The following is a 15,409-nucleotide window of genomic DNA, read 5'->3' on the forward strand; positions in this document are numbered from 1 at the left end:
TCGTCAGCCGACCAGGCGCCCGGCCTGTTGGAAAGTTTCGATAAACAGGTCGCTGAGCGTGCGCAGAATCCAGTGGCCGGCGAACACCAGCATGCCCAGGGTGATCAGCAGGCGTGGCAGGAAGCTGAGCATCTGTTCGTTGATCTGTGTGGCTGCCTGGAAGATGCTGACCACCAGGCCGCCGAGCAGGCTCGGCAGCACCAGCACGCAGACGATCAGGGCGGTGATATGCACGGCGTTGGCGATCAGCCCGACCGCGGAGTCTGGAGTGAGCATGGCGCTACCTGAAGTACCTAAAAAGGTTGGATGCTGCTGGTCAGGGTGCCCATCGTCAGGGCCCAGCCGTCCACCAGGACGAAGACCATAAGTTTGAAGGGCAGGGAAATCATCATCGGCGAGAGCATCATCATGCCCATCGCCATCAGCACACTGGCCACCACCAGGTCGATCACCAGAAAGGGCACGAAGATCATGAAGCCGAGCTGGAAGGCGGTTTTCAGTTCACTGAGCACGAAGGCCGGCAGCAGTAGGGTGAAGTCCAGCTGCTTGAGGTCGGCCGGCAGGGTTTCACCGGCCAGGCTGACCATGGTGTCCAGCGAGGTCTTGCTGGTCTGCGCCAGCATAAAGCGGCTCAGGGTCTGCTTGCCGCGCTCCAGGCCTTGCTCCAGGCTGATCTGGTCGCTCTCGAACGGCAGGTAGGCCTCCTGGTGGAGCTCCTGCCACACCGGGCGCATCACCAGCAGGGTCATGCACAGGGCGATGCCGATCAGGATATTGTTTGGCGGGCTCTGCTGCAGGCCCATGGCCTGGCGCAGGATGGACAGCACGATGATGAAGCGGGTGAAGCAGGTCATCATCAGCAGCATCGCCGGCAGCAGGCCGAGCAGGGTCATGAGGACCAGGACCTGCAGCTTGATGCTGAGGGTCTGGCCGCTGGTCGTGTCGTTGAGGCTGAGCAGGGAAAGTTCACCCTGGTCGGCCTGGGCCAGCAATGGAAACGCCAGCAACAGCAGGGCGATGGCGAAAGCGAGTAGGCGCGACATCAGCGGCTCAATGCGCTCAGGCCATTGCCGCTGAGCTCGGTGATGCGCAGGCCGTAGTTGCCGTTCAGCACCACCACTTCGGCCTTGGCGAACAGGGCGCCATTGACCTTCACGTCGAGCGGTTCACCGGCCAGCTTGTCGAGCATGATCACGCTGTTGGTGTCGATCTCCATCAGGTCCTTGAGTGCCACCTCGGTGGAGGCGACTTCCAGGGTGACGTGGACCGGCAGCTTGCCGAAGAAAGTCAGGTCCTGGCTGCTCGGGCGGAGGGCTTGCGGGGCGGCCGGGCTGGTCGGGATGGCCAGCGGAGCGTCCTGGAGCAGGCCCAGGTCGGTCTCGTTGATCAGGTTCTCGAATTCGCTGTCGGATACGGGGTTGTTCATGACGGGGCTGCTCACGGCTGTTCGACGCTCTCAAGAGAAGTGAGGTAGAGGCAGCCGTCTTCTTCGAAGAGGCTGCCGCGAAATAATTTCTGCTGGTTCACCCGTACTTCGCAGCGCTCCAGCAGGCGGGTCTGCAGGATGTCGCCGACCTTCAGTTCGAGCACCTTGGCCAGCGGCAACTGTTGGTTGGTCAGTACGCAGGACAGGCGCACCGGCAGCTGCTGCAGCTGCTGGGCCGGGTTACCGAGGCTGCTCGGCGCGATGGGTCCGGACAGGCGGCTGGTCAGCTCGTCGACCAGTTGGTGGTCCAGATGAATGAAGAGCGAGGCCGGCTGGGCGCTGGTGTGGCTGGTGAACTGCAGCTCGACCACATACTCCCAGCAGACCTCTTCGTAGTCGTTGTCGTGGGGCAGCAGCTCGTCGCTGTCGTCATTGGCCAGGACGGCGCGCAGAAAGATCTGGCTGACATCGACGCCGAGGCGCGTACTCAAGCGCTGCTCGGAACTGCTCACCGGTGGCGTACTGAGGTTTGGCCGGGAGGATCCGCCGTAATAACACTCCAGGGCTTCGGTCAGCAGGCTGCGCTCGATGCTGAAGCCGAGCTTGCCGGACGAGCCCTGGTAGATGCGGCCGGGATCTGCTTCCCGCTGTTCGTGCACGACGACTCGGAGCAACTCCAGGTTGATCCGGTAGTTACGCAGGAAATAGTCGCTGATTACTCGCGGGTGTTTAGCGAATACCTCGCGAATATATTGCGGCACCCGATGATAGTGCCGGCCGAGCTTACTCGGCTTAAGGCGCGTAAGTTGCTCGACGGGCACTGCGTGCTGAACTTTCGAATGACCAGTCATGGTATGAGCGGTATTCCCCGAATATGTGGGCAGGTTATTTATGACCCGCCGAGCGCTGACAGCAGAACGGCGCGTTGGCCCGTGGCCAGGCGTCTGCGCCAAGGAGCAGGGCACGCGTTTGGCGGCTGCTCATCGACTGCCTGCAGCTTACGTGTAGCGCGGGGATCGGTTAAATCAAGAGAAATCAAAAGCTGTCATTGAGACGAAGAGGCGACGCATTGAGCGCAAATGATGAGAACTGACTGGCAATCCTGGTGGTGCGGGGTACTTTGGTGTGCGTCTGTTCAGTTGGTAATTAAAAGTTACCCGGTAACAGCTAGCGCACAGTTCTACAAGGCGGCCGTACATGCGGCCGACTTAAATGCCAGGCGATAAAAACACAACTTCGGTAGGTTTCAGCCAGCGCAGCCCCACTCGAGCAGGTGCAGCATGTTGAATAAGCTCCAAGTGTCCAGCGGTAACCATTACCTGTCCCTCTCGGGACAACAGTCGATGCAGCGTCAGGTCTGGGTGGTGGGGCAGGCGGATATCGGCCTGCACAACTTGCTGTGCGACGGGCTGTTCGAGGCCGGTTGCCGGGTCAGCCATATAGCCGACTGCGCGCAGCTGGGTAGCGCGGCGCGGCAGCAGGCCGAACTGGTCTTCGTCTTCGTCGGCGGCATGGCCGACCACAGCCTGTATGCTCAGGTCGGTGGTCTGCTGCGCCACGCGCCGCACCTGGGAGTGATCCCGGTGGTGGCCTACGACGATCAGGCCCGCGCGGCGGCGCTGCTGGAGCTGGGCTGCGTCGACTACCTGCTGGCGCCGTTCAGCACATCGCAACTGTCCGCGCTGCTGGGGCGCCAGGCCGCCGCCAGTGCCGCCGAGGAGGGTTTTGTCTCCTGTTCGTCAGCCGGCCGCCGTCTGCTGGCCATGGCTCAGCGCGTGGCGCAGACCCGTGCGCCGATCCTGATCGGGGGCGAGACCGGTACCGGCAAGGAAATGCTGGCGCGCTATATCCACCGTTTTTCCGCCGAGCGCACGGCACCCTTTATTGCGGTCAACTGCGCGGCGATTCCCGAGCAGATGCTCGAATCCATCCTCTTCGGGCACGAGCGGGGCGCCTTCACCGGCGCGGTCACCGCCCAGCCGGGCAAGTTCGAGCTGGCCAACGGCGGCACCTTGCTGCTCGACGAAATCGGCGAGCTGCCCCTGGGCCTGCAGGCCAAGTTGCTGCGCGTGCTGCAGGAGCGCCGGGTCGAGCGCCTGGGTGGGCGCCACGAGATCCAGCTGGACATCCGCATCATCGCCGCGACCAACCGCGATCTGCAGGCCGAAGTGGCGGCCGGGCGCTTCCGTGCCGACCTGATGTTCCGCCTGGATGTGCTGCCGCTGTCGATCAGCCCGCTGCGCGAGCGTCGTGAAGACATCCTGCCGCTGACCCGGCGCATCATTCGTCAGTTCGCCCCGCAGGAAAACGCCGATGAGTTGCTGACCCGCGATGCCTGCGGCGCGCTGCTGGCCCACGACTGGCCGGGCAATGTGCGCGAGCTGGAAAATACCGTGCAGCGCGCCTTGGTGCTGCGCAAGGGGCTGTTTATCCAGGCTCAGGACCTGGGGCTGGCCAGTGTGCCGGCCAGCCAGTCGGAGCAGGCCTCGGCGCCGACTCTGAGCCTGGTGGCGGGCGACGAGGGCCGCGCCGCGCTGCGCGCCAGCGGTAAGTGGGCCGAGTACCAGCATGTGATCGACACCATTCGCCGTTTCGGCGGCCACAAGACCAAGGCTGCCGCCAGCCTGGGCATGACCCCGCGCGCCTTGCGCTATCGCCTCAGGGCCATGCGCGAGCAAGGTCTGCCGATTCCACTTTGATCTGCCACCGAACAACAGGTCTGGAGACTCACCGATGAAATCAATCAGCCACGTCCAGCAGGAAATGTTGAACCGCATGGAGTTGCACCGCGAGCTGTCTGCCGGCGGTGCCGCGATCAAGCCGGCCCTGCAGCTCGACGAGCCGGGCCAGCCCGGCGTGATGCAGAGCTTCACTGACAGCCTGCACGCCGTCGACGCCCAGCAGCACCAGGCCGCTCAGGCAATGAATGCGGTCGACAGCGGCCGCAGCGACGACCTGGTCGGCGCCATGATCGATAGCCAGAAGGCCAGCCTGTCGTTTTCTGCCTTGCTGCAGGTGCGCAATAAGCTGTCCAGCGCCTTCGACGACATCATGCGCATGCCTATCTGACGCCGACGGGAACTGAGCCGTGCTGCAAGCTATCCGCAATCAATTTCCCCTGTCCGAGCGCTTCGTCGGCCCGCGCCTGACCCTGATCGGTCTGGCGGTGCTGGCGGCCGTGTTGGCGGCCGGCGTGGTCTATTACCTGTGGCGCGACCAGGGTGCGCTGCGCCCGCTGTACGGCAGCGGCGAGAGCTTCCCGGCCGCCGAGGTGATGCAGGTGCTGGACGCCGAGACCATCCCCTACAGCCTGCACCCTGAGACGGGTCAGGTGCTGGTGGCCGAAGCGCTGCTCAGCCGCGCGCGTCTGTTGCTGGCCGCCAAGGGCGTCAAGGTGGCAGTGCCCAGCGGCTACGAGCTGTTCGACAAGGACGAGCCCTTGGGTGCCAGCCAGTTCGTCCAGGACGTGCGCCTCAAGCGCAGCCTGGAAGGCGAGCTGGCTCGCACCATCATGGCCATGAAGGGCATTCAGCAGGCCCGCGTGCACCTGGCGCTGGAGGAGAGCCGCTCCTTTGTGGTAAGCCAGCGCAGCCAGGGCAAGGCCTCGGTGATGGTGCAGCTGGCGCCGGGTACCAAGCTCAGCCCGGAACAGGTCGGCGCCATCGTCAACCTGGTCGCCGGCAGCGTGCCGCAACTGGCCGCCGAGCAGGTCAGCGTGGTCGACCAGAACGGCTCCCAGCTGTCGCGCTCGCTGCATGGCTGGGACGGCGTGGTACAGAACGGCCAGGTGGTCGATGACTACCGGCAAAAGATCGAGGCCGGCATCGAACAGGTGCTGGCGCCGGTGCTGGGCAACGGCAATTACCGGATCAGCGTGGCGGCCGACTTCGACTTCAGTCAGCGTGAGGAAACCCTGCAGGCCTACGGTGAAGCGCCGCGCCTGCGCAATGAAATGCTGCGCGACGAAAGTTCCCTCGACGAGCTGGCCCTGGGTGTCCCGGGCTCGCTGAGCAACCGGCCACCGCCTCAGCCACAGCAGCCGGCGCCAGGGCAGGACCCGGCCCAGGCCCAGGCGGCGCAGAACGACCCGCGGTCACCGCAGAACAAGGCGGCCACTTCGCTGCGCAAGGAATCCACCCGCCAGCTCGACTACGACCAGAACGTCACCCACGTCAAGCACGCACCCTACAGCCTGCGTCAGCAGAGCATCTCGGTGGTGCTCAACGAAGCGTCCGCGCCCAAGGGCGGCTGGACGCCAGAAGCGCGCGCCGAACTGGAGCGCTCGATCAAGAGCGCGGCTGGCTTCAACGACAAGCGCGGCGATGTGTTGAGCCTGAGCGTGTTCCCCTTTGTGGTCGAGGCGCCGCTGGAGCTGCCGCCGCAGCCCTGGTGGGAAAACGACAAGGTCCACGACCTGGTGCGTATCGGCCTGTTCGGCCTGATCTGCCTGCTGCTGTTGCTGCTGGTGATCCGTCCGGCGGTGCGCAACCTGACCCGCGGCCCGCAGGCCGAGCTGCTGCCCTTGGTAGACCCGGCGACGCAGGCCCAGCAGGAGCGCCAGGACCATGACGAGCGCCTGCTCGCCCGGGTGGCGGAAGAGTCGCGGGTGATGGGCCTGTTCAGCGAACTGAACCCGCTCTCGGAAATCCGCCTGCCGGCGCCCGGCTCGGGCCTGGAACACCAGGTTGAACACCTGCAAATGCTGGCACGCAACGACCCCGAGCGTGTCTCCGAAGTGATCAAGCAATGGATCGGACGAAATGACAGAGCAGCCAACCCCAGCGCCTGATGCGCAGAGCGCCGGCGGCAAGAACCTGCAGGTGCGCACGAGTTTGCGTTCGACCAGCTCCATGGAGCAGGCCGCGATCCTCATGCTGAGCATGGGCAACGAGGCCTCCTCCGGGGTGCTGCGGCACTTCTCGCGGGAGGAAATCATCGGTATCAGTCAGGCCATGGCGCGCCTGTCCAACGTCAAGCTGCCGATGGTTTCCGACGTGATTGGCCGCTTCTTCGACGATTACAAGGAGCAGAGCAGCATCAAGGGGGCCTCGCGGACCTACCTGTCGGGGATGCTGGGCAAGGCGCTGGGCAGCGAGATCACCCGCAACCTGCTGGACAGCATCTACGGCGAGGAGATCCGTGCGCAGATGGCCAAGCTGGAGTGGATCGACCCGCGCCAGTTCGCCGCGCTGTTGGCCAAGGAGCACCTGCAGATGCAGGCGGTGTTTCTCGCCTTCCTGCCACCGTCGATGGCCAGCCAGGTGCTCGAGTGCATTCCGCGCGAGCATCAGGACGAATTGCTCTATCGCATCGCCAACCTCAGCGAGGTCAATGGCGAGGTGATCGTCGAACTGGGCGAGCTGATCGAGCGCAGCCTGGCCGTACTGTCCACCCAGGGCGCGCAGGTGCGCGGGGTCAAGCAGGCGGCGGACATCATGAACCGCTTCAAGGGTAACCGCGACCAGATGTTCGAGTTGCTGCGCGCCCATGACGAGGACCTGGTCGGCAAGATCGAGGAAGAGATGTACGACTTCTTCATCCTCTCCAAGCAAAGCAACGAAGTGCTCGAAGCGTTGCTCGAGGCTATCCCGCTGGAGGAGTGGGTGGTCGCGCTCAAGGGCGCCGAGCCGGCGCTGGTCAAGGCCATCCAGGGCGCCATGCCCAAGCGCCAGGCGCAGCAGATGGATGCCATCAAGCGCCGCCAGGGGCCGGTGCCGCTCAGCCGCATCGAGCAGGTGCGCAAGGACATCATGGTGGTGGTTCGCGACCTCGCGGTACAGGGCGATATCCAGCTGCAGTTGTTCCGTGAACAGACGGTGGAGTGAGGGCGCGCATGGATAACAGGATCATCAAGGGCGGCGAGCGCAACTGGCGCCCGTACCGTTTCCCGCCGCGTTGTCGCGAGCCCCAGGGCGCGTCCTGGGATGGCGATCCGGCCAGCCGCCAGCGGGCGATTGCCGATGGCTTTCAGCAGGGCATGGACAAGGGCTATCAGGAGGGCCTGCAGCAAGGCCGGGCCGCCGGGCGCGACGGCGGTTTCGCCGAGGGCCGCGAGGCGGGCCAGCGCGAGGGCCGCGAGGACGGCCGTCAGCAGGGCCGCGAGGCCTTCGACCGGGCTAGCCAGCCGCTGGACGGCGTGCTCGACGAGCTGCGCCGGTTCAGGGCCGAGCTGGAAGACAAGCGTCGCCAGGAGCTGCTCGAATTGGTCAGCAAGGTGGCCAAGCAGGTGATCCGCTGCGAGCTGACCCTCAACCCCACGCAGTTGCTGGCGTTGGCCGAAGAGGCCCTGGCCAGCATGCCGAACGAGGGTGGCGAGGTGCAGGTGCTGCTCAATCCCGAGGAATACCAGCGCCTGCGCGACCTGGCGCCGGCACGCGCGGCCCAGTGGCGCCTGCTGCCGGACGAGCGCTTGGGCCTGGGCGAGTGCCGGGTGGTGACGGCCCAGGCCGAAGCCGACATCGGTTGCCAGCAGCGGCTGGATTCGTGCATGGACGCCCTGACCGATCACCTCAAACTGGCGCAGGACTGAGGCCGTGGTCAGCTCATTTCAGCTCGACGAGGCGCTGCGCTCGCTCGACAGCGTCAAGCTGGCCAAGGTCAGCGGGCGTCTGGTGCGGGTCTCCGGCCTGCTGCTGGAGAGCCTCGGCTGCCAGCGCATGACCGGCCAGCGCTGTCATATCGAGCAGGCCGACGGGACCTTGCTGGAAGCTCAGGTGGTCGGTTTCGACCGCGATGTCACTTACCTGATGCCGTTCAAGAAGCCGGTCGGCCTGACGGCCGGTTCGCGGGTGTTTCCGGCCAATGACGAGGCGCCGTTGCGCATCGACGAGTCCTGGCTGGGGCGAGTGGTCAACGGCCTGGGCGAGCCGCTGGACGAGTTAGGCAAGCTGGATGGCCGCGATACCCTGCCCACCGAGCTGCCATCGGTCAATCCGCTCAAGCGCCGCCCGGTCGAGGCCTCGCTGGATGTCGGGGTGCGCGCCATCAATGCCCTGCTGACCCTGGGCAAGGGCCAGCGTGTGGGCCTGTTCGCCGGCAGCGGCGTGGGCAAGAGCGTGCTGCTGGGCATGATTACCCGACAGACCAAGGCCGACGTGGTGGTGGTCGGCCTGATCGGCGAGCGCGGCCGTGAAGTGCAGGAATTCCTCCTGCATTCCCTGGGCGAGGAGGGCCTGCGCAAGGCCGTGGTCGTAGTGGCGCCGGCCAACGAATCGCCGCTGATGCGGCTCAGGGCGGCCGAGCTGTGCCACAGCATCGCCGCGTATTTCCGCGACCAGGGCCATGACGTCCTGCTGCTGGTCGACTCGCTGACCCGGTATGCCATGGCCCAGCGCGAGATCGCCCTGGCCCTCGGCGAGCCGCCGGCGACCAAGGGCTATCCGCCCTCGGTGTTCGGCCTGCTGCCGGAACTGGTGGAGAGTGCCGGCAACGGCGAGAGCGAGCAGGGCAGCCTGAGCGCCATCTACACCGTGCTGGCCGAGGGCGACGACCACCAGGATCCGATCGTCGACTGCGCGCGGGCCATTCTCGACGGCCATATCGTGCTGTCGCGGCGCCTGGCTGATGTCGGCCATTACCCGGCAATCGATATCGCCGCCTCGGTGAGCCGCTGCATGAGCCAGGTCAGCAGTGCCGAGCACCGCGGCGCGGCGCGCCTGTTCAAGGAGTTCTACAGCACCTACGAGAAAATCAAGGAGCTGATCCCACTCGGTGGCTACAGCCCGGGCATGGATGCCAAGACCGATCGCGCGGTGCAGCTGGCGCCGCGCCTGGAGCGCTTCCTGCGCCAGGACGTGGGCGAGGGTGCCGACCTGAGCGAGTGCGTGAAACAATTGCAGGGGCTGATGCACCTATGAAACAGCAACTCGATGTACTCGGCCGCCTGGCCAGCCTGCGTGGCAGCCAGGTGCAGCAGATGCTCGGCCGGGTCAACTACCAGCAGAACCTCTGCCAGCGCTACCGCAACAACATCACCGGGCTGTCGCGCCTGCTCGGTTTTGAGGTGCCGCTCAACACCAGCCTGCAGCGTGACAACCAGCAGCGTTACAAAGTCACCCTGCACAAGATGGTCGAGTTGCAGCGCACAGAGCTGGGTCTTGCCGAGCAGAACCTGGCGCGCATCCAGGGTGAGTTGCTGGCGACCATGCGCAGCGAGAAGGTCGTCACCCAGTTTCTCGACGGCAAATTGGCCGAGTGGCAGGTCCAGTTGGCCCAGCAGGAGCAGAAGATTCAGGATGGCCTGGCCGCCCAGTGCTGGTGGCGGCAGCAGGGCCCGTGAAAGAGTCGAAAATATATTTAAGTTCAGCCTCCGGATGGTCGCTTAAGGACGAGTAGACCCCCTTATCGTGGTGATTCCCATGGAAATCGGCCGTACCCAACACTCGATTTATACCGCCCCAGCCGAGACTCAGGCTGCGCCGCGCAAGCTGCAGGCTGAGCCGGCGAGCAGCGCGCGCCCGGCGCAACAACTGGCTGCAGGTCTGCCCCTGGAAAAATTGCAGGCCGTTCTCGACAGCCTTCCGGTCGTGGATCTGGCCAAGGTGGCCGAGCTCAAGGCGGCTCTGGCCGGTGGCGAGATCAGGCTGGACAGCGCCAGTCTGGCCCAGGGCATGCTGAGCTATCACCGTGGTAGCGGCGCGTGACACAACGGGGGCGCTTGCTGAGCCTCCTGGCCCAGGATGTCCAGGATGATCTGCTGGATTACCAGCGTCTGGACGGGCTGCTGCCGGAGCTGCATCAGGCTTTGCTGCGCCGCGACAATGGGCGCATCGGCGAGCTGAACGCGCAAATCGAGCCCTGCTGCGAGCAGCTGCGCATGCGTGCGCAGCGGCGCAGCAAGGCGCTAGCCGCCCTCGGCCTGGGTGGCGGCGCCGTGGCGATGAACAGGCTGCTGCAGCATTACCCGGCCGAGCCTCGGCGTCAGCTGGAAACGGGCTGGCAGCGACTCGGCGAAGCCGCCGTGCGCTGCGCCGACTGTAACGAGCGCAATGGCCGGCTGTTGGCCATGCACCACGAGATCATCGAGCAATTGCTGGGTGACTCGACGCGCCGCCAGCTCTACGCGCCTCACGGCCACGCTTATTGAGTCGCACGGCGGCCGCGCTGGCGCAGTCGCCGTATTTTAGTTCCCGCCTTCAGGGCCTGCTCGCGATCTCTCGCACCCTACCCAGGCACTGTCCCATTCTGCCAGCGACAGGCCGGATCTCTCCTGCGTAGCGCCTGGCAATGATCGTGAATAGGTTCCCGGCGGCGATGCCCTGTGCCAGTCCTTGCTCGCCTGCTGCGGGGCCCTAGCCGCGAATGTCCGGGCTTAAGTTCTGCGCCCGTAGCGTCGCCTTTTTAGTGCATGGATTGCCTCTGCGGCAGGCGGAAGGGGTTTTTCCGTTTTTACCCCGCAGCGCCCCTAGGGGGAAGGCGATTTTCACCCTGTATCCCGCCGCAGGCCTCGAATAACGGGCATTCCAGGTTTTGGCGCACGTCTTGCTATACCACTCCCATGAGGAAGGTACCGAACCATGCCGATCGATTCTGAATACCCGAAATACATGGCCACCCAGCTGGCTAACTACCAGGTGCAGGGTGCTCGAACCCGTGCGCAAAGCAGCGAAAAAACCTACCAGGGTCAGCTCAAGGCGGTGGGCACCCTGGACACCGCGCTGAAGGCCTTCCGCAGCGCGGTGACCGGCCTGCGCACGGGTGGCAGCAGCATGCTGATCAACTCGGCGACCTTCAGCCAGACCGGCTACGCCACGGCGACCGTCTCGGCCAAGGCCGTGCCCGGGACCTACCAGTTCTTCGTCCAGCAGCTGGCCAGTGCCCATCAGCTGGCGATCTCCGGACTGAAGGATGCCGATGTGCCGGCCAGCGGCAGCCTGCAGTTCACCCAGGGTGGCAAAAGTTTCGCGGTGAATCTGGCCAGCGTCGACCAGGACGCCGATGGCGTGCGCAGCCTCGACGAGCTGGCCGCGGCCATCAACGCCGCCCCGGATAACAGCGGGCTGGCCGCCAGCCTGGTGCGCAGCACCGACCCGGTCACCGGCACGGTCAGCGTCTCGCTGCTGTTGGGCAGCAATGCCACGGGCCAGGCCAATGCCATCAGCGTCAGCACCGACGGTGTCGCCGGTTTCCTGGGCAAGACGCCGCAGGAATTGGGCAAGGCGCAGAACGCCATCGTCAAGCTCGGCGCCGAGGCTGGCGGCATGCCGCTGGAAAGCGCCAGCAACAGCTTCAGCAACCTGATCGATGGAGTCAGCCTGACCTTCACCAAAGCCCAGGCCAGTGGTGAGTCGCCGCTGAGCCTGATCGTTGGTCAGGACAAGACGGCCACCGAGGCGAAGGTGAAGGGTTTCATCGATGCCTTCAACAGCCTGATGGGCTCCTTCGACAGCCTCACCGCCAGCGGCGGGGAGGGCGCCCAGCGTGGCAGCCTGGCCGGCGATTCGAGCATCCGCTCGGTCGAGGGCATGCTCAACAAGCTGGTGCGTACCGCCTTCGGCGGCAAGAGCCTGATCGACTTCGGCGTCGCCGCCGACCGCAACGGCAAGCTCACGCTGAATGCCGAGCGCTTCAGCAAGGCCCTGGCGGCCGACCCGGCCGGGCTGGACAAACTGTTCAGCGAGAAGGGCACCCTGATCGACAGCCTGGACAAGAGCCTCGCCGTCTACACCGGTAGCGTCAACGGTGTGATGAAGACCCGCAAGGACTTTATCAATACGCAGATCGGCCGCGTCAGGGACCAGTACGAGTCGCTCGATAAGCAGTACGAGCTCCACTACAACCGCTACCTGCGCCAGTACACCAACATGGCGCAAACCATGGCGGCGATGGAGCAGACCCAAGGGATGTTCGGATGAGCACTTACCACCAGAATGAAAGCTACGACAGCTACCGCTCGGTCGACCTCGAGGCCCGCGCCGCCGCGGCCTCGCCGTACCAGCTGGTGCTGGTGCTGTTCGATGGCCTGCTCGACGAGCTGGCCCGCGCCCGCGGTCATATCGAGGCCAAGCGCTACGACCAGAAGGGTCGCTCGCTGGAGAAGTGCCTGAACATCCTCAACGGCCTGAGCAGTGCCCTGGATCACGCCAACGGCGGCGAGCTGGTGCAGGAGCTGGCGCGCCTCTACGACTACTGCATCTATCGCCTGTCCGACGTCAGCGTGAGCCTGTCGCTTGAAGGTCTGGATGAGGTCGAGAAGCTGCTCGGCACCCTGCGCGAAGGCTGGGATGCGGTCAATGCCAAGCGCGGCTGAACTGCAGGCCCTGCAGGCGCGCCTGGAGCGTGCCCTGCAAGGCGCTGACTGGGCCTCGTTCGGCGCGATTGACGCGGCCATCCGCGAGGCCCTGCTGCAGCTCGACGGGCAGCCCTCCAGCGCCGCGCTGAAGGTCGCCCGGCAGAGTCTCAAACGTGTGCATGGCGAGGCCCTGCGCGGCTGCGCGAACGAATCTGAACGCTTGCGCAAGCTGCTGCTGGCGCACCTGCACTACGCCGAAGGCAACAGTGCCTACCGGCAAGTCAACGACTGGCAAGAGAGCCGCTGAAGCATGTTGCAACTGATGATCAATCCCGCTGCGACCGCCGCCCCCTCAGCCGACGAGCCGCGCCGCGCCGCGAACGAAGCGACGGAGCAAAGCGACGCGAACTTCGTTCTGCAGGCGCTGGTCGCCCCGGATCAGCCGCCGTTGCCGGCGCTGGACGCCGCTGCGCCGGTGGTGCTGCCCGTTGCGCCCGCCGCCGAGCAGCCATTGCCGGACGAATCCGCGGCCGAGGTTCAGGTCGGCGAAGTCGAGGCCTTGCTCGGCAGCCTGTTGGCGCAGAGCCAGGTGCAGGTGCAGGCCCGTACCGAGCAGGCGTTGGTAGCGCCGCAGCTGATCCCGGCGGCGCTGGCCGCCCTGCCGCAGGCCGGGGGACGCCAGCAGTCCGTCCTGGCGGGCCAAGCGCTTGTCCCAGAGGACCAGCAGCCTGCCATGGCAGGCAAGTCGGCCGATGATGGCGCGCTGGCCGCCGCCGGTACCAAAGAGCCGTCCGCGGCGCGGCCGCAGACGGCCTTGCCGGACAGCGCCCTGCGCCAGTTGGCCGACCTGGCCGTTGCGAACGACGGCGAGCACGCTGCCCAGGCGCCGCTACCTGAGGTGGCGCAGGTGGCAGAGGTGGAGCCGCTGCAGGGCGGCGACTCCGCCGCGGTCAGCGCGGCACGTCCCGCGCTGGAGGCAGCCTTGCGTGGCGAGCCGAACGGCCCGCTGTCGCGGCCGACGGCGCTGGAACAGCGCCTGCAACTGCAGGGGCCGCAAGCCAAATGGGGCGAGCAGATGCTGCATGCCCTGCGCGACAGCGTCGAGTTGCAGCTCAAGCAGAACAAGCAGCAGGCCATCATCCGTCTCGATCCAGCCGAGCTGGGCAGCCTGGAGATCCGCCTGAACCAGGAAGGCGGTCGCCTGCAGGTGCAGATCAGCGCGGCCCAAGGCGACGTGGCGCGCCTGCTGCAGCAGACCAGCGAACGCCTGCGCCAGGACCTGATTGGCCAGCATTTTGTCCAGGTGGACGTGCAGGTCGCTGCCGACAGCCAATCCGGCCAGCGGCATGCCCGCCAGGCCCCGGAACCGCTCGCCGAGGGCGCACCGCGTGCGGCCCGCGACGAACAGACCGACACGGGGCGGGCCGGGAAACCGGTGCGCAGCGACGTACTGGTCAGCGTATGAGCCGCTGCCGGCAATCACGCCGGCAGCCTGAAGACTTACCGAAGTGGAGCGTAACCCTGCCATGGCGATGCCGCGCATCATTCTGATCATGCTGATTTTCAACACCCTGCTGGCCGTCGGCGGCATCGGGTTCAGCTTCACCCTCTACCAGAGCGTTCAGCAGCTTACCCAGGTCGGGCCGGCCGAAGCCGGCACCGGCGGGCCGGCTGGGGACGTCGAGGCGGAGAAGGGCGAGTATCAGTTCCAACCGGTGGACAAGCTGATCGTCAGCCTGGCCGAGGCCGGCCGCGAGCACTACATCGTGTTCGACCTGGTGCTGCAGGCGGGTCTGGAAACCGAAAAGAAGAAGCTCGAGCAGATCGACCCGATGGTACGCAATTCGGCGGTCGCTCACTTCACCGGTATGAAATTCCAGGAGCTGCGCGGCCAGAGCATCGCGCAGCTGCAGGCCGGGCTGGAAAAGGCGGTGCTCGGCGATTTCGGCAGTCGTAATCTGCTGGTGCCGTTCGAGCATGTGCTGATCAGCAAGATGGTTGTGCAGTAGGACGCCCGCCCATGAACGCCCAGGCTGCCCTCGACCATGACTACAGTTCGCCCGCCGCTGCCCGCGGCCTCGATGCCGACGCCGAGCGCAAGTGGTTGCTGCAGTACCTGCCCCTGGTCAAGCGGATTGTCCGCCAGCTATCGCTGCAGGCCAGCCAGGTGCTGGACCGTGAGGACATGGAGCAGATCGGTCTGATGGGCCTGCTCGACTGCCTGCGCCGTTATGGCGAGCCCGATGAGCAGTTCGGCCGGTTTGCCGCGCTGCGCATCCGTGGCGCGATTCTCGATGAGCTGCGCCGCCAGGACTGGCGGCCACGCCAGCTGCGTCAGCAGGTGCATCGGGTGCGCGACCTGGTCCGCGGACTGGCCCGCCAGCTCGGGCGCATGCCCAGCGAGGAGGAAGTGCGCCAGCACGCCGGGCTGAATGCCGAGCAATACCAGGAGTACCTGTGGGCCGAATCGTCGGAGGCGATCGAGAGCCTCGACGAACTGCTGCAGGTCGGCGTCGAGAGTTTTGCCGACAACGCCGCGGTGGTCGAGGAACAGGTGCTCACTGAACGCTTGCTGGTCCAGGCCCTGGAGCGTCTGGATGAGCGCGAACGGCTGGTGCTGACCCTGTATTACCAACATGAATTGAGTCTGAAAGAAATTGCGCTGGTGCTCGAGGTGAGCGATGCGCGTGTGTGCCAACTGAGCAAGCAGGCGCTGGCCAAGGCCTGTCGCTTCCTGAAAGAGGAACGTTAAT

General features: G+C 65.6%; 19 protein-coding genes. 15 read left to right on the top strand and 4 right to left on the bottom strand.

Annotation, left to right across the window (positions count from 1 at the left end; translation table 11 throughout):
- Positions 1-3: 3 nt before the first annotated feature.
- The 4 genes from ABWY06_RS01520 to ABWY06_RS01535 are packed head-to-tail and all read right to left on the bottom strand — an operon-like array spanning position 4 to position 2,277.
- Positions 4-276, bottom strand: coding sequence for a flagellar biosynthetic protein FliQ (locus tag ABWY06_RS01520; RefSeq protein ID WP_353923793.1), 273 nt, complete (start codon positions 274-276; stop codon positions 4-6).
- Positions 277-293: 17 nt separating this feature from the next.
- Positions 294-1,043 carry a flagellar type III secretion system pore protein FliP gene (gene fliP, locus ABWY06_RS01525; RefSeq protein WP_353923794.1) on the bottom strand — a complete coding sequence of 250 codons (750 nt, stop codon included), beginning with the start codon at positions 1,041-1,043 and terminating at the stop codon, positions 294-296.
- Positions 1,043-1,426, bottom strand: a complete 384-nt coding sequence (fliN, locus tag ABWY06_RS01530; RefSeq protein ID WP_353923795.1) for a flagellar motor switch protein FliN — start codon at positions 1,424-1,426, stop codon at positions 1,043-1,045. The genes fliP and fliN overlap by 1 nt, the downstream gene beginning before the upstream one ends.
- 11 nt (positions 1,427-1,437) lie before the next feature.
- The gene (locus ABWY06_RS01535; protein WP_353923796.1) at positions 1,438-2,277 is read right to left on the bottom strand and encodes a FliM/FliN family flagellar motor switch protein; all 840 of its coding nucleotides are present in this window, start codon (positions 2,275-2,277) and stop codon (positions 1,438-1,440) included.
- A 492-nt stretch (positions 2,278-2,769) separates the two neighbouring features.
- On the opposite strand from ABWY06_RS01535, the gene ABWY06_RS01540 reads away from it, so the two are divergent.
- The 15 genes from ABWY06_RS01540 to ABWY06_RS01610 all read left to right on the top strand — a co-directional run bounded on the left by ABWY06_RS01540 (position 2,770) and on the right by ABWY06_RS01610 (position 15,408).
- Positions 2,770-4,125 (top strand): sigma-54 dependent transcriptional regulator, encoded by a 1,356-nt coding sequence (locus ABWY06_RS01540; protein WP_502948133.1) that lies wholly within the window; start codon positions 2,770-2,772, stop codon positions 4,123-4,125.
- Positions 4,126-4,159: 34 nt separating this feature from the next.
- Positions 4,160-4,495, top strand: a complete 336-nt coding sequence (gene fliE / locus ABWY06_RS01545) for a flagellar hook-basal body complex protein FliE (RefSeq protein ID WP_353923798.1) — start codon at positions 4,160-4,162, stop codon at positions 4,493-4,495.
- A 19-nt stretch (positions 4,496-4,514) separates the two neighbouring features.
- The gene (fliF, locus tag ABWY06_RS01550; protein WP_353923799.1) at positions 4,515-6,215 is read left to right on the top strand and encodes a flagellar basal-body MS-ring/collar protein FliF; all 1,701 of its coding nucleotides are present in this window, start codon (positions 4,515-4,517) and stop codon (positions 6,213-6,215) included.
- A 61-nt stretch (positions 6,216-6,276) separates the two neighbouring features.
- Positions 6,277-7,251 (top strand): FliG C-terminal domain-containing protein, encoded by a 975-nt coding sequence (locus tag ABWY06_RS01555; protein ID WP_353923851.1) that lies wholly within the window; start codon positions 6,277-6,279, stop codon positions 7,249-7,251.
- An 8-nt stretch (positions 7,252-7,259) separates the two neighbouring features.
- A complete protein-coding gene (fliH, locus tag ABWY06_RS01560) occupies positions 7,260-7,955 on the top strand; it encodes a flagellar assembly protein FliH (RefSeq protein ID WP_353923800.1) in 696 nt (231 codons plus the stop codon).
- A gap of 4 nt (positions 7,956-7,959) precedes the next feature.
- The gene (fliI, locus tag ABWY06_RS01565) at positions 7,960-9,282 is read left to right on the top strand and encodes a flagellar protein export ATPase FliI (protein WP_353923801.1); all 1,323 of its coding nucleotides are present in this window, start codon (positions 7,960-7,962) and stop codon (positions 9,280-9,282) included.
- Positions 9,279-9,704 carry a flagellar FliJ family protein gene (locus tag ABWY06_RS01570; protein WP_353923802.1) on the top strand — a complete coding sequence of 142 codons (426 nt, stop codon included), beginning with the start codon at positions 9,279-9,281 and terminating at the stop codon, positions 9,702-9,704. Before fliI ends, ABWY06_RS01570 begins: the two co-directional genes overlap by 4 nt.
- 79 nt (positions 9,705-9,783) lie before the next feature.
- A complete protein-coding gene (gene flgM / locus ABWY06_RS01575; RefSeq protein WP_353923803.1) occupies positions 9,784-10,068 on the top strand; it encodes a flagellar biosynthesis anti-sigma factor FlgM in 285 nt (94 codons plus the stop codon).
- Between the two features lie 14 nt (positions 10,069-10,082).
- Entirely contained in the window at positions 10,083-10,511 is a 429-nt protein-coding gene (gene flgN / locus ABWY06_RS01580) for a flagellar export chaperone FlgN (protein ID WP_353923804.1), read from the top strand.
- Between the two features lie 430 nt (positions 10,512-10,941).
- Complete coding sequence (fliD, locus tag ABWY06_RS01585) at positions 10,942-12,279, top strand: flagellar filament capping protein FliD (RefSeq protein ID WP_353923805.1); 1,338 nt, start codon at positions 10,942-10,944, stop codon at positions 12,277-12,279.
- On the top strand, positions 12,276-12,674 hold the full coding sequence (fliS, locus tag ABWY06_RS01590) for a flagellar export chaperone FliS (protein ID WP_353923806.1): 399 nt from the start codon (positions 12,276-12,278) through the stop codon (positions 12,672-12,674). The genes fliD and fliS overlap by 4 nt, the downstream gene beginning before the upstream one ends.
- Positions 12,658-12,963 carry a hypothetical protein gene (locus ABWY06_RS01595; protein ID WP_353923807.1) on the top strand — a complete coding sequence of 102 codons (306 nt, stop codon included), beginning with the start codon at positions 12,658-12,660 and terminating at the stop codon, positions 12,961-12,963. The genes fliS and ABWY06_RS01595 overlap by 17 nt, the downstream gene beginning before the upstream one ends.
- Before the next feature lie 3 nt (positions 12,964-12,966).
- Entirely contained in the window at positions 12,967-14,121 is a 1,155-nt protein-coding gene (locus tag ABWY06_RS01600; protein ID WP_353923808.1) for a flagellar hook-length control protein FliK, read from the top strand.
- Positions 14,122-14,164: 43 nt separating this feature from the next.
- A complete protein-coding gene (locus tag ABWY06_RS01605) occupies positions 14,165-14,665 on the top strand; it encodes a flagellar basal body-associated FliL family protein (protein ID WP_353923809.1) in 501 nt (166 codons plus the stop codon).
- 11 nt (positions 14,666-14,676) lie between these two features.
- Positions 14,677-15,408 carry a FliA/WhiG family RNA polymerase sigma factor gene (locus ABWY06_RS01610; protein ID WP_353923810.1) on the top strand — a complete coding sequence of 244 codons (732 nt, stop codon included), beginning with the start codon at positions 14,677-14,679 and terminating at the stop codon, positions 15,406-15,408.
- Position 15,409 lies beyond the last annotated feature (1 nt).

This window comes from Pseudomonas sp. (genome assembly GCF_040514055.1).
Classification (GTDB): Bacteria; Pseudomonadota; Gammaproteobacteria; order Pseudomonadales; family Pseudomonadaceae; genus Aquipseudomonas.